The organism is Paenibacillus ginsengihumi DSM 21568, from assembly GCF_000380965.1.
GTDB lineage: Bacteria > Bacillota > Bacilli > Paenibacillales > NBRC-103111 > Paenibacillus_G > Paenibacillus_G ginsengihumi.
The window spans coordinates 1-22,518 of record NZ_KB905548.1 but is presented as its reverse complement, the minus strand read 5'-3'; the positions used below and the strand labels follow the sequence as shown (position 1 = coordinate 22,518).

Annotated in this window: 21 protein-coding genes and 1 pseudogene; 1 reads left to right on the top strand and 21 read right to left on the bottom strand. The window is 57.2% G+C overall.

Annotated features, from left to right (window positions below; genetic code table 11):
- Window positions 1-22: 22 nt before the first annotated feature.
- The 18 genes from F591_RS0100115 to F591_RS0100030 form a co-directional block, all read right to left on the bottom strand.
- A complete protein-coding gene (locus tag F591_RS0100115) occupies window positions 23-970 on the bottom strand; it encodes a MotE family protein (RefSeq protein ID WP_019532536.1) in 948 nt (315 codons plus the stop codon).
- Window positions 971-1,029: 59 nt separating this feature from the next.
- Window positions 1,030-1,470: a flagellar export protein FliJ gene (fliJ, locus tag F591_RS0100110; protein WP_019532535.1), complete on the bottom strand. Its 441-nt coding sequence runs from the start codon at window positions 1,468-1,470 to the stop codon at window positions 1,030-1,032.
- Window positions 1,471-1,478: 8 nt separating this feature from the next.
- Window positions 1,479-2,801, bottom strand: a complete 1,323-nt coding sequence (gene fliI, locus F591_RS0100105) for a flagellar protein export ATPase FliI (RefSeq protein ID WP_019532534.1) — start codon at window positions 2,799-2,801, stop codon at window positions 1,479-1,481.
- A 1-nt stretch (window position 2,802) separates the two neighbouring features.
- A complete protein-coding gene (gene fliH / locus F591_RS0100100) occupies window positions 2,803-3,621 on the bottom strand; it encodes a flagellar assembly protein FliH (protein WP_019532533.1) in 819 nt (272 codons plus the stop codon).
- Complete coding sequence (gene fliG, locus F591_RS0100095) at window positions 3,614-4,630, bottom strand: flagellar motor switch protein FliG (protein ID WP_019532532.1); 1,017 nt, start codon at window positions 4,628-4,630, stop codon at window positions 3,614-3,616. The genes fliH and fliG overlap by 8 nt, the downstream gene beginning before the upstream one ends.
- Before the next feature lie 12 nt (window positions 4,631-4,642).
- Window positions 4,643-6,235, bottom strand: a complete 1,593-nt coding sequence (fliF, locus tag F591_RS0100090) for a flagellar basal-body MS-ring/collar protein FliF (RefSeq protein WP_019532531.1) — start codon at window positions 6,233-6,235, stop codon at window positions 4,643-4,645.
- A gap of 45 nt (window positions 6,236-6,280) precedes the next feature.
- Window positions 6,281-6,583: a flagellar hook-basal body complex protein FliE gene (gene fliE, locus F591_RS0100085; RefSeq protein WP_019532530.1), complete on the bottom strand. Its 303-nt coding sequence runs from the start codon at window positions 6,581-6,583 to the stop codon at window positions 6,281-6,283.
- Window positions 6,584-6,618: 35 nt separating this feature from the next.
- The gene (gene flgC, locus F591_RS0100080; RefSeq protein ID WP_019532529.1) at window positions 6,619-7,065 is read right to left on the bottom strand and encodes a flagellar basal body rod protein FlgC; all 447 of its coding nucleotides are present in this window, start codon (window positions 7,063-7,065) and stop codon (window positions 6,619-6,621) included.
- A gap of 3 nt (window positions 7,066-7,068) precedes the next feature.
- On the bottom strand, window positions 7,069-7,467 hold the full coding sequence (gene flgB, locus F591_RS0100075; RefSeq protein ID WP_019532528.1) for a flagellar basal body rod protein FlgB: 399 nt from the start codon (window positions 7,465-7,467) through the stop codon (window positions 7,069-7,071).
- A 265-nt stretch (window positions 7,468-7,732) separates the two neighbouring features.
- Window positions 7,733-8,503 carry a GTP-sensing pleiotropic transcriptional regulator CodY gene (codY, locus tag F591_RS0100070; protein ID WP_026326264.1) on the bottom strand — a complete coding sequence of 257 codons (771 nt, stop codon included), beginning with the start codon at window positions 8,501-8,503 and terminating at the stop codon, window positions 7,733-7,735.
- Window positions 8,504-8,584: 81 nt separating this feature from the next.
- Window positions 8,585-9,982 carry an ATP-dependent protease ATPase subunit HslU gene (gene hslU, locus F591_RS0100065; protein WP_019532526.1) on the bottom strand — a complete coding sequence of 466 codons (1,398 nt, stop codon included), beginning with the start codon at window positions 9,980-9,982 and terminating at the stop codon, window positions 8,585-8,587.
- A gap of 23 nt (window positions 9,983-10,005) precedes the next feature.
- Window positions 10,006-10,551, bottom strand: coding sequence for an ATP-dependent protease subunit HslV (hslV, locus tag F591_RS0100060; RefSeq protein ID WP_026326263.1), 546 nt, complete (start codon window positions 10,549-10,551; stop codon window positions 10,006-10,008).
- A gap of 192 nt (window positions 10,552-10,743) precedes the next feature.
- The gene (gene trmFO / locus F591_RS0100055; RefSeq protein ID WP_019532524.1) at window positions 10,744-12,069 is read right to left on the bottom strand and encodes an FADH(2)-oxidizing methylenetetrahydrofolate--tRNA-(uracil(54)-C(5))-methyltransferase TrmFO; all 1,326 of its coding nucleotides are present in this window, start codon (window positions 12,067-12,069) and stop codon (window positions 10,744-10,746) included.
- A gap of 53 nt (window positions 12,070-12,122) precedes the next feature.
- On the bottom strand, window positions 12,123-14,216 hold the full coding sequence (gene topA / locus F591_RS0100050; protein WP_019532523.1) for a type I DNA topoisomerase: 2,094 nt from the start codon (window positions 14,214-14,216) through the stop codon (window positions 12,123-12,125).
- A 48-nt stretch (window positions 14,217-14,264) separates the two neighbouring features.
- Window positions 14,265-15,368, bottom strand: coding sequence for a DNA-processing protein DprA (gene dprA, locus F591_RS0100045; RefSeq protein ID WP_019532522.1), 1,104 nt, complete (start codon window positions 15,366-15,368; stop codon window positions 14,265-14,267).
- Between the two features lie 153 nt (window positions 15,369-15,521).
- Entirely contained in the window at window positions 15,522-16,457 is a 936-nt protein-coding gene (gene sucD / locus F591_RS0100040; protein WP_019532521.1) for a succinate--CoA ligase subunit alpha, read from the bottom strand.
- Window positions 16,458-16,534: 77 nt separating this feature from the next.
- The gene (gene sucC, locus F591_RS0100035; RefSeq protein ID WP_019532520.1) at window positions 16,535-17,695 is read right to left on the bottom strand and encodes an ADP-forming succinate--CoA ligase subunit beta; all 1,161 of its coding nucleotides are present in this window, start codon (window positions 17,693-17,695) and stop codon (window positions 16,535-16,537) included.
- Between the two features lie 355 nt (window positions 17,696-18,050).
- Window positions 18,051-18,311, bottom strand: a complete 261-nt coding sequence (locus F591_RS0100030; protein ID WP_019532519.1) for a hypothetical protein — start codon at window positions 18,309-18,311, stop codon at window positions 18,051-18,053.
- A gap of 294 nt (window positions 18,312-18,605) precedes the next feature.
- Here F591_RS0100030 and F591_RS0100020 point away from each other — a divergent pair, with 294 nt between their 5' ends.
- Window positions 18,606-20,147, top strand: a complete 1,542-nt coding sequence (locus tag F591_RS0100020) for a YifB family Mg chelatase-like AAA ATPase (protein ID WP_019532517.1) — start codon at window positions 18,606-18,608, stop codon at window positions 20,145-20,147.
- Between the two features lie 858 nt (window positions 20,148-21,005).
- On the opposite strand, the gene F591_RS0100015 is transcribed toward F591_RS0100020, so the two are convergent.
- The 3 genes and pseudogenes from F591_RS0100015 to F591_RS31875 form a co-directional block, all read right to left on the bottom strand.
- Window positions 21,006-21,398 (bottom strand): YraN family protein, encoded by a 393-nt coding sequence (locus tag F591_RS0100015; RefSeq protein WP_019532516.1) that lies wholly within the window; start codon window positions 21,396-21,398, stop codon window positions 21,006-21,008.
- On the bottom strand, window positions 21,395-21,727 hold the full coding sequence (locus tag F591_RS0100010) for an EscU/YscU/HrcU family type III secretion system export apparatus switch protein (RefSeq protein WP_019532515.1): 333 nt from the start codon (window positions 21,725-21,727) through the stop codon (window positions 21,395-21,397). Before F591_RS0100010 ends, F591_RS0100015 begins: the two co-directional genes overlap by 4 nt.
- A pseudogene (locus F591_RS31875) lies at window positions 21,724-22,518 on the bottom strand (hypothetical protein); the annotation flags it as partial. The gene F591_RS0100010 and the pseudogene F591_RS31875, both read right to left, overlap by 4 nt.

Here is a 22,518-nt window from a genome sequence, read left to right as displayed (position 1 = left end):
TTTCACCTCCTTTCATGCAGGTTTATTGTACGAGCCTGGCCGAGATCAATGCGGCCGTTTCCTTCGACTGCTCGGAGATGGCGGTCATGATGCGGGAACGCCCGGCCGTATCCATCGAGCTTAATATCGAAATGACTTGATCGGGACTCGTATTTTGCATTTCCAGCAATACCGTTGCCGCACTTTTCGGTGTCATGGCCGCAAACGTCGATCCCAGGTCGCTTTGGGTAAGCTTCTGCTGTTCCGCGCTCTGGTTCGCGCTTTCCATCTGCTTCAGCCTCTCCTGCAAAGCGGCGATCTCCATATCGCGGACAGAGCTTTGATCCTTCAATTGAATCGAAGCGTCGGCCGCCAGCTTCGGTTCCATCCGTTCCAGCACTTTGATGCGCGCGTCCGGCGCCATTTGGCTCAGCACCAGCACCAACTCGCTCTGGGTCAAATGGCCCATGATCGCCGCCGCCTTGCTGGGGGTCATTTTGGCATACATGCCTGCAAGCTGCCGAATTTGCTCGGTGTATTCGTCCTCGGTCAGCTGCTTGGATTTCATCTTTTCCTCCAACGTGCTGTTTTCCAGCTGCAGCTCGCGGATCGTCTGATCCCGCTGCTCGAGCAGCGACCGCACCTGCTTCAATTCCTCCTCGAGCTCGGTCAGCCGCACATTGGGGTCGGCTGCCGCTGTCTCGGCGGCGCCGGTCTCTGCCTGCTGCGCGCTGCCTTCCGCTGCGCCGTCAGACGGTCCGGCCTGCGTCTGTGCCCCCGCGCCGTCCTTCGACTCGGGGACGATTGCCCGGATCACAGGAATTTTATTCGCCGCCCGCAGCGCGCTGTTCATCACGTCATAGTCGAAAATCGTCAGCAAAACGCCGAGCAGCACGGCCGTAAACACGAAAGGAATGAGGAACCAGATCAAAAAGCGCTCCATCGCCCCGTAAGACGGCGTATTTTCCAGCTCTGTATCTGGACTAGCCATTGCTTCATTCCCCCCTTCCCGGACAAAATGGATGTCGAGCTCCGGACGGAGCGGGCGCGTCAGGAAGGCCGGCGGTAACGATTTGTCGCCATTTCATCAAGCCGCTCCTGCTCTTTCTTCAGCAGCTGCGTCTGAAACTTGACGAAAGCTCGTTCCCTGGCCTTGCTCCACACCTTTTCCTCCATCGCCTTGCCGTTCAGATCGCTCTGCTTCAGCTGCACCTCGTTCTCCGCTTCCTTCACATCCTGATGCTTGCGATGGATGCGTGTGTCGATATGATCGACAAAGCTTTGCAGCAGCTTAAGCTCCGAGATCGTTGCCGTTCCCGCCGAAGCCTGACACAGCTTCTCCTGCAGCTCGTCCTTCGCCGAATGGAGCTCGGATAAGGTCGTTTGCTCCGCCCGCAGCTTGCCGATCGCTTGCGTCAGAACCCATTCGGCTTGCGTTTTTTCACTGGCTTTCAAATCGACGATCTTTTGAAACGCATAGCGGAATCGCATGGCATCATTCATCCTTTGTAAAATTCTTGAATTAACCGTTCCTTCGCGTCCGTGTACGTCATTTTTTCGTCCACGCGCTGCCTTGTGAAATCCCAGATTTTCTCGATATGCTCCAAGGAACGATCGATTTCCGGATTGGTGCCGGGCTGGTACGCCCCAATATTGATGAGATCCTCCGAATCTCTATAAACAGATAACAATCGCTTCAAATTTTCGGCGGCGTATTGCTGTTCTTTCGGCACGATCTCTTTCATGACCCGGCTCACGCTCGACAGCACATCGATCGCCGGATAGTGGCCGCGGTTGGCGATGCTGCGGTCGAGCACGATATGCCCGTCGAGAATACCCCGAACGGCATCGGCGATCGGCTCGTTCATGTCGTCGCCGTCGACAAGCACAGTATAGAACGCGGTGATCGAGCCTTTCGGCCCGGTCCCGGAACGCTCCAGCAGCTTCGGCAGCAGGGCGAATACGGACGGCGTATAACCGCGCGTAGCCGGCGGTTCCCCGACCGCAAGCCCGACTTCCCGCTGGGCCATGGCGAACCGGGTGACCGAATCCATCATCAGCATCACGTCCATGCCCCGGTCGCGGAAATATTCGGCGATGCTGGTAGCTATGAGCGCGCCCTTGATGCGGATGAGCGCCGGCTGGTCCGAAGTCGCGACGACGACGACGGAGCGCGCCAAGCCTTCGGGCCCCAAGTCGCGTTCGATGAAATCGAGCACCTCTCTACCGCGTTCGCCGATCAGCGCGATCACGTTCACGTCCGCCGAGGTGCCCCGCGCGATCATGCCCATCAGCGTGCTCTTGCCGACGCCCGAGCCGGCGAAAATGCCGACGCGCTGTCCTTTGCCGATCGTCAGCAAACCGTCGATGCAGCGCACGCCGACGCTGATCGGCTCGGAGACGCGCGGACGCTTGAGCGGATTGCTCGGGACGTTGTTCGTCGAATACTGCGTCAAACGACCCGGGAGAAAAGACCCATCGAGCGGCTGTCCTAATCCGTCGAGCACTTTGCCGAGCAGCTCATGGCCTACCTGCACCGTCAGCGGCCTGCCCGTTCCGACGACATCGCAGCCAGGACCGATCGAATGCAGTTCTCCGAGCGGCATTAATATGACCTTGTTGTTCTTGAAGCCGACGACCTCGGCCTTCAGCGGCTGGTCCGATTTGAACGGGTATATGTAGCAGACGTCCCCAATGCTGGCGTCCGGCCCTTCCGATTCGACGGTTAGGCCAATCACCTGCGTTACCTTGCCGTTGACGCGAATCGGATCGATTTGACTCAACTGCTCGATATATTTGGCTGCCGATATGCGGACGCTCATGCTATCCCTCATTTCTGGCAGCTAGCTGCTGCAGCGAGTTCTTGATCTCGTTGAGCTGAGTATCGATGCGCGCGTCGATGCTGCCGAACGAGGAACGAACGACGCAGCCGTGATCGCGCACCGTCGGGTCCGGAATGATCGCCAGCTCCGCCTGGGAATCGATATGCAGCAGCAGCTCGTCCCGCGCATCCTGAATATGGCTGAAATGCTGGGGAGCGACGCACAGCGTTATGACGCCCTTCTCCCTGCGCCGGGCAAGCACTTTGCGGACAAGCTCAATGACCCAATCGGGCTCGATCGTCAGCTGGCGGGCGACGATTTTCTCGGCAATGGCGCAGCTCAGCTCAATCAGGAACGGTTCCGACTCCTGAATGATCTGCTGCTTCATGACATAGGATTGCTCCAAAATGTCCGACGCGTTGTGCAGCATGTCGCTGTACCGTTCCCGCAGCTCGGCTTCAGCCTGCTCCTTGCCCTCTTGATAGCCTTGGCGGAAACCTTCTTCGCGGGCCTCGCTGACGAGATCGCGATCCTGCTCGCGCCGCTCTTGCCACCACTGCTCGATCTCTTCCTGCGCTCTTTGGCGCATAGCTGCGGCCTCTTCCATTGCCGCGCGCACCTGCTCCTCGGCAAAAGATTCGGCATCCTGCAATATTTGCTCTTTCATCCGGAGCGCCTCAAGCACTTCCTCGGGCGGCCCTTGCGGGCGGCTCTGCTCCTGCCCGTCCGCTTCCGCCGCAGCGACGGGATGATGCGACGGCTTGACCAGCTTGGAAGCGTTCACCGGGACATACTGGGCGTACTTGATAACGTTAGACAACGATATCATCTCCTCCGCCGCGCGCTATAATAATTTCTCCCGATTCCTCCAGCCTGCGGATCGTTGCAACGATGCGAGTTTGCGCCTCTTCGACGTCACGCAACCGGACAGGTCCCATATATTCCATCTCTTCCTTGAAGGTTTCCGCCATCCGCTTGGACATGTTGCGGAAGATCGCATCCCGCACTTCCTCGCTGGCCACTTTGAGCGCCAGCTGCAGGTCGCTGTTCTCGATATCCCGAATGATGCGCTGGATCGAACGGTTGTCGATGCTGACGATGTCCTCGAATACGAACATCCGTTTCTTGATCTCCTCGGCAAGCTCGGGGTCCTGTATCTCGAGCGAATCCAGAATCGTCCGCTCCGTGCCGCGATCGACGCCGTTCAAGATTTGCACGATCGCTGCGATGCCGCCGGCGCTCGTATAATCCTGGGTTACGGTTGCCGACAGCTTCTGCTCCAGCACGCGCTCCACCTGGCTGATGACTTCCGGCGAAGTGCTGTCCATCAGAGCGATCCGCTTGGCCACATCCGCCTGCTTCTCCTGGGGCAGCGACGACAGGATGATCGACGATTGCTCCGGCTGCAGATAAGACAGCACGAGCGCGATCGTCTGCGAGTTCTCGTTCTGGATAAAGTTCAATATTTGCGCCGGATCGGCCTTCCTTGCAAAATCGAACGGTCTGACCTGAAGCGTGGCCGTCAGCTTGTTAATAATGTCGATAGCCTTCTGGGAACCGAGCGCCTTCTCCAATATTTCCTTGGCGTACGCGATTCCCCCTTGCGATATGTACTCTTGGGCCAGGCAAATTTGATGAAATTCGGCTAAAATCGCTTCTTTCTCGGCAGTATCAACTTTCCTTACGTTTGCAATTTCCAGCGTTAACTGTTCGATCTCTTCGTCGCGCAAATGCTTGAAGATTTGCGCGGACACTTCAGGGCCCAAGCTGATGAGCAATATGGCGGCCTTCTGACGCCCGGTCAACGCGGTTTGCTGAACCTTAGCCAATTAGCTCACCTCTTATTCTTCTACTAACCATGTGCGGAGCAAATTGACGAACTCCTCCGGTTTTTTGCGCGCAAGCTGCTCCAACTGCTTGCGGACCTGATTTTCGTTCGGCACGTTATCAAGGTCGATCGTCGGGAATTCAGGCTGAGGCGCATCTGCAATAAAATCGTCCTCTGCCGCTTCCTGCGCTTTCCGTCTTCTCATCAGCCAATAGCCGCCGCCTGCCAGCAGCGCAAGCGCGAGTCCGCCCAAACCGCCGTACAGCAGCATGGCGTTATTCGCTAGGCCTTGCGACTCAGCCGGCCGATCGAAGCTGTGCGGGAAGACCGATACTTTCCTTTCCAGCTCTTCCTCCGTCAGCTCCTGGCCGCTATCGGCGAGCGCCGTGCGCACGATGTTGACCAAAATTTGCTCCACAGCCTGAATGGTCTCCGGCGCGAGCGATGTCGGATCTTCCGGAGTAGGAGGTTCAATGCCGACGTTAATGGTCAAATCTTTCACAACGTACGGAGTGGACACGATATCGTTCGTAATCCGGTTCACTTCGTAATTGACGGTTCGTTGCAACTCCTCCGAGTTGGCTGCTCCCGAGCTGTTCATTCCCGGATATCCCGGCACGTCCGTGCCGCCGGTGCCCGCGATGCCGCCCGGCGCCCCTGCGCCGTCGCTGTTGTAGGACTTCTGGATTTCCTGCAAGGAAATTTCCAGCCCTCGCTGCTCTTCCTCATTGGGCGCGGTGACCAGCTGCTGCCTCGTATTTCTCTGGTCAAAGTTCATGGTTGAGAACACGCTGACAATAACCTTGTCCTTGCCGAGAATCGTGCCGAGCATCTGCTGAACGTTGCGCTGCACATCGTTTTTGAACTGATTGTTGATCTCAAAATGCTGCGCCGCAATCGTGGACGGGCTGTTCAGCGTGCCGTTTCTCTTGGAATATTCAAGCGGGTTGCCGTCCTGGTCGGAGATGGTGATGTTCTCGATAGGCAGCCCCTTGATGCTGTGCGACACGAGATGATACATCGTATCGACCTTCGCCTGATCGAGCTGGTAGCCCGGCTTGATGTTCACCACGACCGACGCCGTCGCCTGCTCCGCTCCCGCTTCTTTCAGAAAGACGCTCTTCTCCGGCAAGCTGATGAGCACCTTGGAGTCGCTGATCGCGTTGTTGGAATTGATCAGCTGCTGCAGCTCGCCTTGGATTGCGTTTACGTACTTCACGTCGAATTCGCGATCCGTAATGCCGAACGTTCCGCTTTCTTTGAATGCCCCGTAGCCGATATTGCTTCCCTTGTTCAGGCCCTGGGATTCGACCGCCAGCTTGACATTAGCCACTTCGCTGCGCGGAACGCCGATGCTCTTGCCGTCCTCGCTCAGCTGGTACGGAATGCCTGCGCTGTCCAGATAACCTTTGATGGCGGCTGCGTCGCCGGGCTGCAGATCCGTGTACGCTAGTGCGTACTCCGTTTTGGAAAAATTATAGCTAATTACTGCAATCGTAAGAATGACCAGAATCACAGTGGAAATGAAGGTCGCTTTTTGCGCTTTGGATAACTGGGACCAATATTGAGTCGCGCGGTTCCAATACTGGCTGATTTTCTCGTTCACTGTTTCACCTCATCCGAGTCGCCGTAGCTTGATCTGTCGCCTGAATCAGAGTTGCGTTCGCATAATTTCCTGATAGGCTTCGACGACCTTGTTCCGGATTTGGACCGTCAGCTCCAGCCCGAGGGATGCCTTCTCTCCGGCAATCTTCAGTTGATGCCCATCAACCGCTTCTCCTCGAATGAATTGTCCTCCCAATTGCTCTGCGTAGGCTTGCTGCCCGTTCAAATTCTCGATCGCTTCCTTCAAAAAGCTGCCGAAGCTTTCCGCCGCTTCGGCCGGAGTCGTCCTGCCGGCCGGTTGGTCAGAGACCGACGGGACGACGGCAACGTTATGTACTCGATCAATCATGATGGGCCGACTTCCTTTCCTGTATGATTCGCGGGTTATTTGCCGATTTCAAGTGCTTTCGTGATCATCGCCTTCGATGCGTTCAGCACCGTAACGTTCGCTTCGTAAGAACGGGTGGCGGAGATCATATCGACCATTTCCTTCAACACATCGACATTCGGCAGCATGACAAATCCGTTCTCATCTGCATCCGGATGGGTCGGATTGTATACTTGCTTGAACGGCGATGGGTCTTCGGTAACCCGCGCCACCTGCACGCCTTGCCCGGCACGGCCGTTTACGGCGCCCTGCAGCGCCTCTGCGAAGCTCGGCTTCCTGGGCTCGATCGCCACCAGCTTCCGCTGGTAAGGCACCCACCGCCCGTCCACCATGCGGGCTCTTGTCGAGTCCGCATTGGCGATGTTGGATGAAATGACATCCATTCGGAATCTTTGGGCCGTCAATGCGGACGAGCTGATATCGAATGCGTTGGTCAGTCTCATCGGTTACCCTCTCCCTCCGATTGATGTTCTCAGCTTGTTAAAAGTGCCGCTGACCTGTTCGATCATCGTATTGTAGCGCAGCTGGTTCAGGGCCATAAGCGACATTTCGTAATCGATATCGACATTGTTCAAATTGTTGTTGACGATTGTCGAAGTATCTTGCACGACTCTAGGGAGGGCGAGTCCCGGTTCCCCGATTGGAATGTGCCTTGGATCGGTCCTATAACCTACGAGAGACCCATTCATCTCCTGACGGAGTAGTTCTTCAAACTGGACTTCCGATCTTTTGAAATTCGGGGTGTCGACATTGGCCACATTGTCGGCTATGACCCGCTGACGCAATGCGGCTGCGTCTAAAGACCGTTCTACTAGCTGCAAAGCCGGTTTGTTGAAAATATCCATGGATAGAGTCCCACTTTCTTACACGAATGTGAATAGGTACTTCAACAAAGGGGGTCTATATTCCTCCTTCCTTCGACAAATTATTAAAAAAATTTCGAGAGGCAAAATATATTGTAGTAAATGAGAACCATATATATAGTCTCGAATATTGAAAAGTTTTACAATAAGAAAAAAGCCCTATATTTTACTTTGGTTTTGTAAAAAACAGGGCTTCTCTCATATTTTTTGTGAAATTTTGTTCGAATGTTACAAAATGGATCGCTGCTCATTTGGCATTTTGAATGCCTGTCAGCAGCTGGTCGTTCAATACCCGAATATAAGTCCCTTTCATGCCTAAAGACCGGGTCTCGATCACGCCCGCGCTTTCCAGCTTGCGCAGCGCATTGACGATCACCGAACGGGTGATGCCGACGCGGTCGGCGATTTTACTGGCCACAAGCAGCCCTTCCGTCCCATCCAGCTGCTCGAAAATATGCTCCACCGCCTCCAGCTCGCTGAACGACAAGGAGCCGACGGCAACCTGCACCACCGCCTTGCTGCGCGCTTCGATCTCGATCTGCTCCGCTTTTTCCCGCAAAATTTCCATGGCGACGACCGTCGATCCATACTCCGCCAAAATGAGATCGTCGTCGATGAAGCGGCCGCCGCTTCTTGTCAGCACGAGCGTGCCCAAGCGTTCTCCGCCGCCGATGATCGGCACAATCGTAATAAAGAGCGGTTCGCCGGATAGCGGCTCCCCGAAAACGTCATATTCGCTGCCGGTCTCCAGATTCGAGGAAGTCTCCTCCACCTTCAGCAGACGCTGGTTGTATTCCTGCGGAAACCGGTTTTCCTGCAGCACCGTTCCGCTCATTACTTCGTTGTGCGAAGGCGAGGCGTATGCGCAACCGAGCACTTTCCCCTTCCGGCTGACCACGAAAATGTCGGCATTGAGAATATCGCTCAGCACTTTGGCCATATCGGCAAAGCTGACGGGATTGCCCGCCTCCTTCTGCAGCAGCTTGTTCAGCCTTCTTGTTTTCATTAGCAAAGTCATCTTAACGAAAGCCTCCCGGATTGGCGGCCGGCTTCGCGCCGACCGTTATATGAAACGCTTCAGGCGAATCTGTGTTCCATGTTACAAAATGTATTGGCTCAGATCGCGATTTTGGGCGATATCCGACAGCTTCTCCCGCACGTATTCGGGGGTAATGACGAATTGCTCCAATGTAATTTCAGGCGCTTCGAAAGACAAATCCTCCAGCAGCTTCTCCAAAATCGTATGCAGGCGCCTCGCGCCGATATTATCTGTATGCTGATTGACTTCTGCGGCAATGCGGGCGATCTCGCCGATCGCTTCGTCGGAGAAACTGACCTTGATCCCTTCCGTTTCCAGCAAAGCCGTATATTGCTTCGTCAGCGCGTTTTGCGGCTCCTTGAGAATGAGCACGAAATCCTGCTGCGTCAAACTGTTCAGCTCCACCCGAATCGGGAATCTTCCCTGCAGCTCGGGAATGAGATCCGACGGCTTGGCGATATGGAAGGCGCCCGCGGCGACGAACAAAATGTAGTCAGTCTTGATGGGGCCGTATTTGGTCATAATGGTCGAGCCTTCGACGATCGGCAATATATCCCGCTGCACCCCTTCCCGGGATACGTCAGGCCCGCTGCCCCGGCCGGAGCTGCAAATCTTGTCGATCTCATCGATAAAAATCATGCCGTACTGTTCGGCCCGCTTCACCGCTTCCTGGACGACCTCATCCATATCGAGCAGCTTCTGCGCCTCCTCCTGCAGCAGCACCTTGCGCGCTTCCTTGATCGGCAGCTTGCGCTTCTTAAGGCGGCGCGGCATCAAGTTGCCGAACAGCTCCTGCATATTCATGCCGGCCTGCTCATTGCCCTGGCCGGCCAGCAGATCGAACATGGAAGGCGCATTGTCCTCGACTTCGATCTCGATCACCTGATTTTCCAATTCGCCGCGCTGCAGCTGCTGCTTGATTTCCCGCCGCTTGGACAATATCGCATCGTCCGTTTCCTGCTCCGGCTCCTGCTGATTTGGCCCGCCTTGGCCGAACAGCATCTCCAGCGGATTGCGCTGCACGCGCTGCTTCGCGGGGCTCGGCACGAGAATCGCGGCAATGCGATCCTCCGCAAGCTGAGCGGCCCGCTCCTTGACATGCTCCGTCTTCTCGGCCTTCACCATGCGAATCGAGGTCTCCACCAAATCTCTGACCATCGACTCGACGTCCCGGCCCACATAGCCGACCTCCGTGAACTTGGTCGCCTCCACCTTAATAAAAGGGGCGTTCACCAGCTTGGCCAGACGCCTGGCGATCTCCGTCTTGCCGACGCCGGTAGGCCCGATCATCAAAATATTTTTCGGGACGATCTCCTCGCGGATTCCGTCGTCCAGCAAGCTGCGGCGATAGCGGTTCCGCAAGGCGACAGCCATCGATTTCTTGGCCATCTTCTGGCCTACGATATATTTGTCAAGCTCGGCTACGATCTCTCTCGGAGTTAAGGCAGTGTGCTTCACGACTCGCATCCTCCTCTTAACGTTTACTCCAGCTCTTCGAGCACGATGTTATGGTTGGTGTACACGCAAATTTCCGCCGCCATCGTCAGCGCGGCGTGAGCGATTTCCTTCGCGCTCATATTCGGCGCATAGCGCTGCAAAGCCCGTCCTGCCGCCAGCGCGAAGCTTCCGCCGGAACCGATCGCCAGAATGCCGTCGTCCGGCTCGATGATTTCGCCCGTCCCGGAAATAAGCAGCATGCCGCTTTTATCCATCACGATCATCATCGCCTCCAGCCGGCGAAGCACGCGGTCGGAGCGCCACTCCTTGGCTAGCTCCACGGCAGCCCGCTGCAGCTGGCCATGATGCTCCTCCAGCTTGCCCTCGAATTTCTCGAACAGCGTGATCGCATCGGCGACAGATCCGGCAAACCCGGCAAGCACTTGGCCGCGGTACAGCCTGCGCACCTTCTTGGCGGAGTGCTTCATCACCATGCTGTTGCCGAACGTTACCTGCCCGTCTCCGGCGATCGCCCCCCGCCCCTGATGACGGATGGCAAAGATCGTTGTGGCATGAAACGATTGGTCCATACGCGGTTCCATCGGATTGTTTCCTCCCATTCGGGGCCCATGCGCCCATTGGACTTATCTAGCAGAAAAACTAAGCCGTTCCCGCTTAGTTCCGAATTAATCGTTCTATGGAGGTCAAAACCTGTAAAAACAAAAAACGGGATCTGAGCAGCGGACCCCTTAAAACATAATTATAGTAACACAGCAACTGTTTCAATGACAAGAAGAATTGTATAGCTTTTGTGAAAAATTCTGAATTTTCTCAATTGCGCGCCGGGCGATCTTTTCGTTCTTCAGCTTCTTGTTCCTGATTTTCTCATCCAACGGCGGAAACAGCCCGAAATTCGCGTTCATCGGTTGAAAATGCCTAAAATCGGCCGTCGTAATATACTGCGCCATGCTGCCGAGCGCCGTGTCCTCGGGAAGCACCAAGGGCTCGAGGCCCCGCGCCAGCCGCGCGGCATTGATGCCAGCGATCAGGCCCGACGCCGCCGATTCCACGTAGCCCTCGACGCCGGTCATCTGGCCGGCGAAGAACAGGTCGTCCCTTGCGCGGAACTGGTACGTCGCCTTCAGCAGCTTCGGCGAATTGATGAACGTATTGCGGTGCATGACGCCGTACCGCACGAATTCGGCGTTTTCCAATCCCGGAATCATCGAGAATACCCGCTTCTGCTCGCCCCACTTCAAGTGCGTCTGGAACCCGACGAGATTGTACAGCGTCCCGGCGGCGTTGTCCTGGCGAAGCTGAACGACGGCGTGAGGCTGCCGGCCCGTCCGCGGGTCGACCAGGCCGACGGGCTTCATCGGACCGAACAGCACCGTCTGCTTGCCCCGCCTTGCCATCACCTCGATCGGCATGCAGCCCTCGAAGTATATTTCCTTCTCGAAATCTTTGATCGGCGCCGCTTCCGCCGTTATCAAGGCCTCATAGAAAGCTTCGAACTCTTCCTCCGTCATGGGGCAGTTCAAATAGGCGGCTTCCCCTTTGTCATAACGGGAAGCGAGGAACACCTTGTCCATATCGATGGACTCCTTCTCGACGATCGGCGCGGCGGCATCGTAGAAGTAGAAATACTCTTCGCCGAGAAGCGCCTTGATCTTGTCCGACAGCGCGGGCGAAGTGAGCGGCCCGGTGGCAATGACCGCGATCCCTGCGGGGATATCGGTGATTTCCTCATTGCGCACCTCGATAAGCGGATGGCTGCGCAGCATGTCGGTGACCTCTCCGGAGAAGCCGTCGCGATCGACTGCAAGCGCTCCTCCGGCCGGGACGGCATGCTTGTCCGCACAGCGCAAAATCAGCGAATTCATAAGGCGCATCTCTTCCTTGAGCACGCCTACTGCATTGGTCAAGCCGTTGGCCCGCAGCGAGTTGCTGCAGACCAGCTCGGCGAATTTGTCGGTGATGTGCGCCGGCGTCTTTCTGACCGGGCGCATTTCATACAGGGTAACCGGCACCCCTTGCGAGGCGATCTGCCATGCAGCTTCGCTGCCCGCCAGGCCGGCGCCGATCACGGTTACTTTGGACGGTTCCACGAACGTTCACTCCCAACGACAACCTGCTTTCTTATGAAGGCTGACGCCTTAAGTCAGTCCTTCTGATCCTCGACTTCCACCCGGTGATCGCATTTCGTGCACTGCACGAACGTACCGGATTTGTTGCGCTTCTCCACCTGCAGCGAGCCGCACTTTGGGCAAGGCGTCTCGACCGGTTTATCCCAGGAGACGAATTCGCACTCCGGATAGCGGTCGCACCCATAGAACAGCCGCCCTTTTTTGCTGCGCCGCTCGATGATTTTGCCCTGCTGGCAGTTCGGACACGTTACGCCCGTATCCTTGATGATCGGCTTCGTATTGCGGCATTCCGGGAAGCCCGAACAGGCGAGGAATTTGCCGAACCGCCCCATCTTATAGACGAAATGTCGACCGCACTTCTCGCAAATCTCGTCGGACACTTCGTCCTGGATTTCGACTTTCTCCATCTCTTCCTCGGCGACTTCGAGCCGCTTCTCGAACGATTTGTAAAATTCGTTCAGCACCTGCACCCAGTCTTCCTTGCCTTCCTCGACGTGATCCAGCTCCTCTTCCATATGCGCGGTAAATTCGACGTCAAGAATTTCCGGAAAAAACTCGGCCATTTGCTGAATGACCAGCTCGCCAAGCTCGGTCGGAACAAACTTCTTCTCCTCAATCGCCACGTAACCGCGCTTTTGGATCGTCTCCAGCGTCGGCGCATAGGTGCTCGGACGGCCGATGCCCATCTCCTCCAGCGCCTTGACGAGCCGCGCTTCTGTATATCTTGGAGGCGGCTGGGTAAAGTGCTGCTTCGGATCGATCTGCTTCGCGCTCACCTTGTCGCCAGGCTTCATCGGAGGCAGCAGCTTCTCCTCGTCCCCGGCATCGGGCGCTGCGTCGTCGTTGCCTTCCACATATACCTTCATAAAGCCCGGAAATTTCACTTTCGAGCCGACGGCCCGCAGCAGCACGCTGTCTGCCGCAATGTCGACCGTCATCGTGTCGAGAACGGCGGACGCCATCTGGCTCGCTACGAACCGCTCCCAAATGAGGCGGTACAGCCGGTATTGGTCACGGGACAAATACCCTTTGATCGAGTCGGGGTCGCGAAGCACCGAGCTCGGCCGGATCGCTTCGTGCGCGTCCTGGGCGTTGGCGTTCTTTCGGACATAATTGCGCGGCGTTTCGGGATAATAGGACGCCCCGTATTTGCCGATGATGTATTCCTTCGCTTCTTCCTGGGCAACCGGCGATATTCGCGTCGAGTCTGTACGCATGTACGTGATAAGACCGACCGTGCCCTCGCTGCCGATATCGATCCCTTCATACAGCTGCTGGGCGACGGACATCGTTTTGGCCGCGCGGAAGTTGAGCTTGCGGGCCGCCTCCTGCTGCAGGGAGCTCGTGATGAACGGCGGAGCGGGGTTTCTTAGCCGCTCCTTCTCTTTCACGTCTCGCACAACGAAAGACGCTTTGTCCAGCACGGCGAGCACCTCGTCTACTTCCTGCTGGTTGTGCAGCTCCTTCTTGTCGCCGATGCTGTAGAACTTCGCTTCGAAGTCCGTCTTGCCGCTAGCCAGCTTCGCCGTGATCGACCAATATTCTTCCGGCACGAACGCCTTGATCTCGTTCTCCCGATCGCAGATCAGCTTCACCGCGACGGATTGGACCCGGCCGGCGGAGAGCCCCTTCTTGACCTTTTTCCACAGCAGCGGGCTGATCTTGTAGCCTACGAGCCGGTCGAGAATGCGGCGGGCCTGCTGGGCGTTGACCAAATCCTGGTTAATGCGTCTCGGAGACTTGAAGGCGTCCTTGACCGCCTGCTTCGTAATTTCGTTAAATACGACGCGGCACGCTTCGTTTTGCGGCAGTTCCAGATAATGGGCAAGGTGCCAGGCAATCGCTTCGCCTTCGCGATCGGGGTCCGCCGCGAGATATACTTTCTTAACCTTTTTGCTGGCATCCTTCAGCTCTTTGAGCACGGAGCCTTTCCCGCGGATGGTGATGTATTTCGGTTCGAAGTTGTTGCGAATCTCTACTCCCATCTGGCTTTTCGGCAAATCGCGGATATGACCCATCGACGCTTTGACGATATATTTGCTGCCCAAATATTTGCCTATCGTTTTGGCTTTGGCGGGCGACTCCACAATGACTAATGAATCGGCCATAGGCGTCCTTCCCCTTTCGACGATGAATATATGTAACGTATATTCCAATTACGGTACGGAGTATACAGAACCGGGTAGTTCAACAATACGTTTAATCATTAGTAAATGTATCAGAACTGAGTGCAAATGTCCAAACGTAAATTGGGTGCGGGCCAGCAGTTCGTCGACGGACATCGGACCGTGCTCCAGCAATTCAACGACGGTTTGCTGATCGCGGGTAAGCCCCGGCTCATCCGCCGTATGCTTAATGTGTGCCATACCGTCCATCGATATCCAGCGCGCGTATTCCTCCAAAATATCCTCCGCGCCTGCAACGAGCTTGGCGCCCTGCTGAATCAGCCTCAGCGCCCCCCGGCTCTTGGGCGAGCTGATCGGCCCGGGAACGGCGAACACGTCGCGCGAATTCTCCAAGGCGAGATCGGCCGTAATGAGCGAGCCGCTCTTCTCGGCCGCCTCGACGACGACAACGCCCAGACTGAGCCCGGCAATGATGCGGTTGCGCTGCGGAAACAGGCCGGGATGCGCCTTCGTCCGCCGCGGGTACTCCGAGAGGAGCAGCCCTCGCTCGGAAATTTGCCGGTACAGCGGCTTATTCTCGGGCGGATAAACAACGTCGATGCTGCATCCGAGCACGGCGATCGTCCCGCCCGGCCCGCTCAGCGCCCCCGTGTGCGCGGCGCTGTCGATGCCCCGGGCCAATCCGCTGACGACGCACAGGCCCGCTTCCGCTACTTCCCGGGCCAGCCGCTCCGCGGTCAGCTTGCCGTAGGCTGTCGGCGTACGGGTGCCGACCATCGCCAGGCACGGCTTCTGGGCCAGCTGCCAATTTCCCCGGTAATAGAGAATCCACGGCGGCTGCGCGGTATGCTTTAGCCACTGGGGATACGCCTTGTCCCATACGGTGACCCAACCGATGCCGTCATTCGCATAGCTTTGCTCCAGTCGCTCCACTTCCCCGGCGCCCATCCGGGCCAGCTGCTCGCGGACGGCTCGCGCCTTGGAGCGGGGCAGGCCGGACCGCATGGCCAGCGCTTCCTCGTCAAGCCGTGCGATGTCGTGCAAACGCTCAAGCTGCCGAACGAGCAGCGAGATCGTTTTCCAGCCAACACCTTCCATATGATGCAAAGCAAACAGCATGCTTCGATTATCCATATAGTATATATCACTCCTTAGGGTATAAACAACTTTGCGGCAATTCGCCATCTCATGCTATGCCTTCGCAGCCGAAATCGCAAAAAAAGCCCCTTCCGCAGTCCGCCAAGGACCTTGGAAGGGGCTTCTTGCCCACTATAATTGATTTTAGTTTTATGATTTGTTGGTGATGCACTTCTCAAGCAAGCCTTGCTCCTCGAGCACCTTCACCAGAGTGGAGCCCATCTCGGAAGGCGTCGGAGCAACGCGGATGCCGCAGCGCTCCATCGTTGCGACCTTCTCTGCGGCGGTGCCTTTGCCGCCGGAGATGATGGCGCCGGCATGGCCCATTCGCTTGCCGGGAGGCGCCGTTTGCCCGCCGATGAAGCCGACGACCGGCTTCTTCATGTTCGCCGCAATCCACTCGGCCGCTTCCTCTTCCGCGGAGCCGCCGATCTCGCCGATCATGATGACCGCATACGTATCCGGGTCTTCGTTGAACAGCTTCAAAATGTCGATGAACTCGGAGCCTTTGACAGGGTCGCCGCCGATGCCCACGGCCGAGGATTGGCCGATGCCGCGCGTCGTCAGCTGATGAACCGCTTCGTACGTCAGCGTTCCGCTGCGGGATACGACGCCGACATGGCCCGGCGTATGAATGTAACCCGGCATGATGCCGATTTTGCACTCGCCCGGCGTGATGACCCCCGGGCAGTTCGGTCCGATCAGGCGGGTTCTCTTGCCTTCCATAAAGCGCTTGACCTTGACCATGTCAAGAACCGGGATGCCTTCCGTAATGCAGATGACGAGATCCAGATCCGCATCGACCGCTTCCATGATCGCATCGGCCGCGAACGCCGGCGGAACGTAGATAACGGAAGCCGTCGCTCCGGTCGCTTCCTTCGCTTCGTGAACCGTGTTGTAAACCGGCAGCGTCACCTTTTGCCCGTTCTCCAGGTTGAAATCGACGCTCGTGCCGCCTTTGCCCGGAACTGCGCCGGCAACCATCTGCGTACCGTACTCGAGGCCGCCCAGCGTATGGAACATGCCTGTTTTGCCCGTCATGTTCTGCGTAATGACTTTTGTATCTTTATTAACCAAAATACTCATCTTACTCGTTCACATCCCCTGTTAAATTGTAATGCGCTAGCAAGTGTTGCCCGCCGCCTGCGAGGCGAATGAGCGAATTATTTTACGAGAGCGACGATCTTCTGCGCTCCGTCCGCCATCGAGTCGGCAGCGACGATGTTCAGGCCGGATTCGTTCAAAATTTTCTTGCCCAGCTCCACGTTCGTGCCTTCCAGACGAACGACCAGCGGACGGCTGAGACCAAGCTCCTTGGCCGCTGCCACGACGCCCTCGGCGATGATGTCGCACTTCATGATGCCGCCGAAAATGTTGACGAAAATGCCCTTGACGTTCTCGTCGGACAAAATGATTTTGAACGCTTCGGTCACTTTCTCTTTCGTCGCGCCGCCGCCCACGTCGAGGAAGTTGGCCGGCTCGCCGCCGTAATATTTGATGATGTCCATCGTCGCCATGGCCAGGCCGGCGCCGTTGACCATGCAGCCGATGTTGCCGTCGAGCGCGATATAGCTCAGATCGAATTTGGATGCTTGAATTTCCTTCTCGTCTTCCTCGTCCAGGTCGCGAAGCTCCAGAATGTCCTTATGGCGGAACAGCGCGTTGGAGTCGAAGTTCAGCTTGGCGTCAAGCGCCATGACGTTGCCGTCGCCGGTGACGACGAGCGGGTTGATCTCGGCGATCGAGCAGTCCTTGTCAACGAAAGCGTTGTAGAGCGCCGTCATGAATTTCACCGCTTTGCCTACAAGCTCGGTCGGGATGTTAATGGAGTAAGCCAGCTTTCGCGCCTGAAACGCTTGCAGGCCGACAGCCGGATCGATCACTTCTTTGAAAATTTTCTCTGGCGTGCGCGCGGCCACTTCTTCGATCTCCGTGCCGCCCTCTTCCGACGCCATCATAACGACGCGGCCTGTAGCGCGGTCCACGACAACGCCGACATAGTATTCCTTCTTGATATCGCAGCCGGCCTCAATCAGAAGGCGCTTCACTTCCTTGCCTTCCGGACCCGTCTGATGAGTAACGAGGACTTTGCCCAGCAATTCCTGCGCGTAAGCGCGAACTTCGTCAAGGCTCTTGGCAATCTTGACGCCGCCTGCCTTGCCGCGTCCGCCGGCATGAATCTGCGCTTTAACGACAACGACCGGAGTGCCGAGCGCCTTCGCCGCTTCCACCGCTTCGTCCGCCGAGAAAGCCACCTTTCCTTCCGGTACGGTTACCCCGTACTGTTTAAGCACTTCTTTGCCTTGATATTCATGGATATTCATTCAGCAAAATCCTCCTATCAGTGTAGCTTGCTATATCAATCAGGGCCGATCGGCCTGAAGGCCGGCCCCAACCGCAAACCGCGAATTGGCTTTCGCCCGCATGCTTCCATGCGCGAAAAAACGCCTGCATGTCCAAAAAAGCGAATGCAAGCCTATATCATTGTAACACTTTTTGTCGACACTTTCCTTATTTTTTCTGCGAAGCTGCCCGAAAAAGCAATTAATATTTTTTATAGAATCTACAACAAATCCTTTTCGGAGCGGCCGGCCCGCACTGCCTTGGGCAAAACAAAAGCGCATCCTTCCCTCGTGTATCGGAAAAAATGCGCCGTCTATAAGCGTGACCGGTGCCGGCTTACATATACGTCGGATTCGTCGGCGTCACGGTCCGCGGCTCGCGTTCCGCCTGCTTGACGAAGCGGAGCTCGTTGCCGGCGAAATTGCACACCAGGCATTGAATCGTCGGCTCGCTGTCCTCGATGGGCCGCTGGTCGCCGAATTCGCGAATCTCGCCGGTAACCGCATCTTTCAAAAAATATTGCGAGTAGCTGGAGATGACGCTGAATTTGATCCGGTTCGAACGGCAGTTCGGACAAAAATACGGTTTATTTTGCATCATTATCACCTCGATGCCTAGTTTAACCGAAATTGGATATTTTATCCCTCAAGTCTGGCAAAACCGGTTGTCATCGTCGGCATTCATACCTTATAATAGGATTTATCCGCGAAATGCATCGCGAAGGATTGTCCCGAAAATTCGGCGATATTCGCACGCTGAATTTTCAACACCGAAGGGGACGGGCCGATGATGAGAGAATCGCTCGTCATAAGAGTCCAACCGAATATGAGCGCATAAGGAAGCACCTTTGCCTTGATGACATTAACGATCAGGGGGAAGGTGTTTTTTGCTATGTACGGAAAGCTGATCAGCGCCTGCCTGCACGGCGTGGAAGGCAAGCGGGTCGAGGTGGAGGTCGATCTGAGCAACGGATTGCCGCAAATGAATATCGTCGGCCTGCCCGACAGCGCCATCAAGGAATCGATGGAGCGGGTGCGCGCCGCCATCAAAAATTGCGGGTACGCTTTTCCGCTGCAGCGGATTACCGTCAACCTCGCTCCCGCCGATGTGCGGAAGGAAGGAGCCTCCTTCGATCTGGCCATCGCCGCGGGCATTTTACTGACGAGCGGGCAATGGCACTGCGAAGGGCTGGAGAAGATTTTGCTGATCGGCGAGCTGGCGCTGGACGGCTCGGTTCGGCCGGTCGCCGGCGTGCTCTCGATGATGACCGCCGCCCGGTCCATGGGGCTCTCCAAAGTGATCGTCCCCAAGGGCAACGAGGAAGAGGCGCGGCTGCTCAGCGGCTACGAGGTTTGGCCGATCGCACATCTGAGCGAGCTGAAGGCCGGCTTTCCGCAGAAGCCGGACGGCGCCGGAGAGGCCTCGCCCCGAAGCGCCGCGGGAGCGGCTTCCGCCCGCGCCTCGCAGGACGATTATGCCGATGTGTTAGGCCAGCTGCATGCCAAGAGAGCGATGACGATCAGCGCCGCAGGGATGCACAACATTTTGCTGATCGGCCCGCCCGGCACCGGCAAAACAATGCTCGCCAAGCGGCTGCCGACGATCATGCCCCCGCTCGGGGAGAACGAATCGATCGAGGTGACGAAAATCTACAGCGCTTCGGGCAAATTCGCCGATCGCTGTCGGCTCGTGCGGGAAAGACCTTTTCGCTCCCCTCATCACTCCATCTCCGCCGCAGGGCTGATCGGAGGAGGGAGCGTTCCGAAGCCGGGGGAGGTCAGCCTCGCGCATCGCGGCATTTTGTTCCTGGACGAGCTGCCGGAGTTTTCCCGCGTCGCGCTGGAAGCGCTGAGGCAGCCGATGGAGGACCGTGTCGTGACGATCAGCCGGGCGAGGACAACGTATACGTTCCCGGCGCATTTTTTGCTCGCGGCCTCGATGAATCCTTGTCCCTGCGGCTGGCTCGGGGCGCAGACGGAAGGCAGGGAATGCTTGTGCAGCCCGGCCCAGCTCTCCAGATACCGCTCGAAAATGTCCGGCCCGTTGCTCGATCGCATCGACCTGCAGGTCGAAGTGCCGCGCTCCGCTTACCATGAGCTGATGCCTGCCCAAGCCCCCCTGTCGTCCGCCGAAATGCGCGCTGCCGTCGAATCGGCTCACCGCATCCAGCAGCACAGATACCGAACGATCGGCATCTCCTTCAACAGCGAGCTGGCCGGCAAAATGCTGCGGGAGCACGCCGCGCTGTCGCGGGAAGCGGCCGGACTGCTGCAGGATTCGTTTGCCCGCCTGGGCCTGAGCCTGCGGGCCCACGACCGGATCATCAAGATTGCCCGGACCATCGCCGATCTCGCCGGAAGCGAGACGATTCTCCCGGAGCATGTGGCGGAAGCGCTGCAGTACCGGGTACTGGACAGGAGGGGCCGCGCCTGAATGAAACAGCAGATCATGTGTCCAAAGTTATGCGGTTGTTCCGAAGTTGCTCGGAGGTAGCCGGTGATCCGGAGGTGTCCGGTGATCCGGCGCGATCCGCCGACCCCGAGTTATCCGGTGATCCGACGCGATCCGCCGACCCCGAGTTATCCGGTGATCCGGCGCGATCCACCGACCCGAGTTATCCGGTGATCCGACGCGATCCACCGACCCGAGTTATCCGGTGATCCGACGCGATCCGCCGACCCCGAGTTATCCGGTGATCCGACGCGATCCGCCGACCCCGAGTTATCCGGTGATCCGAAGCGATCCGCCGACCCGAGTTATCCGGTGATCCGAGGCGATCCGCCAACCCCGAGTTATCCGGTGATCCGAAGCGATCCGCCGACCGTTAACCAGGGCGATCCGGTTATATGGGATATGCAGGGCTCCTCAGGGCCTCGCTAGGTACAAGATGATCCTGACACTACGCATGCAGGACAGGATATGTTGTATTTTGTACAACAAAACTTGGGAATAAGCCTGCAATTGAGGAGCAATGTTGCATTTTGTGCAAAATTTCGGACGATTTTCAGCGGATTTTTATGCCGATCGTGCCAAAATGTTGTACGAAATGCATGATTTTCTTCTCTCTTGTTCAAATCATAGGCAAAATGTTGTATTTTCTGCAAAATCTATCACCACGTCCGCGACGTCAGCACAGTGCCATCATACTCCCTAACATCGGTGTCAGGCATTCAGTGATGAGCGAGCGCGCTCTTCCTGGCCTGACTTTGGCAACCTTAATCTTTGGCTGAAGGTCTGGCCGGCAGGCTGCTGTTCGTCATGAAAAACTTCTGCAGCATGACAAATAGACGCCTAAAAGGCGCCTTGTATCAGCTCTATATGAATCGGAACGCCCTGCTCGTCCGCCACAACCGCTATGACATCGAAGCGAATTTGCCGGTCGTGAAGCCGGTGCTGATGTACGTATACTCGGGCGGTTTCCAGCACTTTCCTGCGCTTTCGCGGATCGACGGATTCCTGCGGCGTGCCGAAGGAGACCGAGCCGGCTGAACGGGTTCGCACTTCGATAAACACCAGCGTCTCCCCCTCCAGCGCGACCAGATCGAGCTCGCCGGTGCGGCAGCGCCAATTGCGGGCCAAGACGACATACCCCTGCCCGATCACATAATTTTCGGCAGCTTGCTCGCCGGCCGTCCCCAGCTGTCTGCGAGATACGCGGCTACGGGGAAGCTGTCGTTCGTTCATCGCCCGTCCCCCCGCAACCCGGCCCGCTGATCGGACCGGTAGATGAAGCTGAGCACTTCCGCTACCAGCTCATACAGCTCCGGAGGAATCTCCTGATCCAGGTCGAGCTTCGACAGCACTTCGACCAAAGAGGCGTCCTCCTGCAATGGCACGCCGCTCTCCTTCGCTTTATTGATGATGGTCTCGGCAGTGCGCCCGCTTCCTTTGGCGACAACCTTCGGCGCACCGGGCTGGTCCGGCAAATATTTGAGCGCGACCGCTTTTTTCATGGACGCGGCGGCCGGGGACGGGTGACGGTTTCCTTTGTTGTAAGCTTGGTCGTCCTTCATATCCGGTAATCCACGCCCTTATAACGTTTTGGAATGTATCCCGTTTCTGCGGCGGCTTCCGTTCGCGGCGTTTGCAGAACATCCGAGCCTGGGGACGCTTCGGACGTCGGGACCGGGTAGGCGCTGTACTTCATCGAAATAAACTGGTAGCCGATGGAAGTCATTCCGGCCGCGATTTCATCGCGGTGACTGTCCAGCAGCTCCTGCAAAAACGGCAGGTCATTGCGTACGTGCAAGCTGACGATCCGGTCCACGACCTGAACATCGACCATCGTATTGCCCAGCGATTTCATCCGCAAGTCGAATACGAGCCGGCAGTTGTCAGGGTCCAGCGCGCCGTTCCCGCTCTTTCGCGATTGAATATGGATCGAAGCCGTCTGCCCGCCGTCCGGCCCCTGCAGCGGGACGAACAAGGTGATGTGGGAAAACGGCGCCGAGCGGTCGGAGCTGAGCAGCAGCTGTTGACCCGTAATATGCTGCACAGCTTGCTTCGCCGCCTCTTTAAAGCTTTCCGGCACGTCTTCGGCCGCGGCCAGCTGCAGCAGCACGCTTTTGAGCGAATCGGCCAAGTGGGTCTGTTCCGCGCCTTCGGAGTGCACCGCTGACAGGTGGGGCGGCGAACCGACGTCGCTTCGGCCCCAATGCTTAAGCAAGCCGCTCTCATGGTCCAGTCCGAGCGCCTTGAATATTTGCCCGATCCAATGGCCGTCTGCGGGCGCAGGCGACACGATCGCGTTGGAGGCGACAGCAGGCGACGCGCTTGCGGACGAGGCGGGCGCGGCCGGCGCACC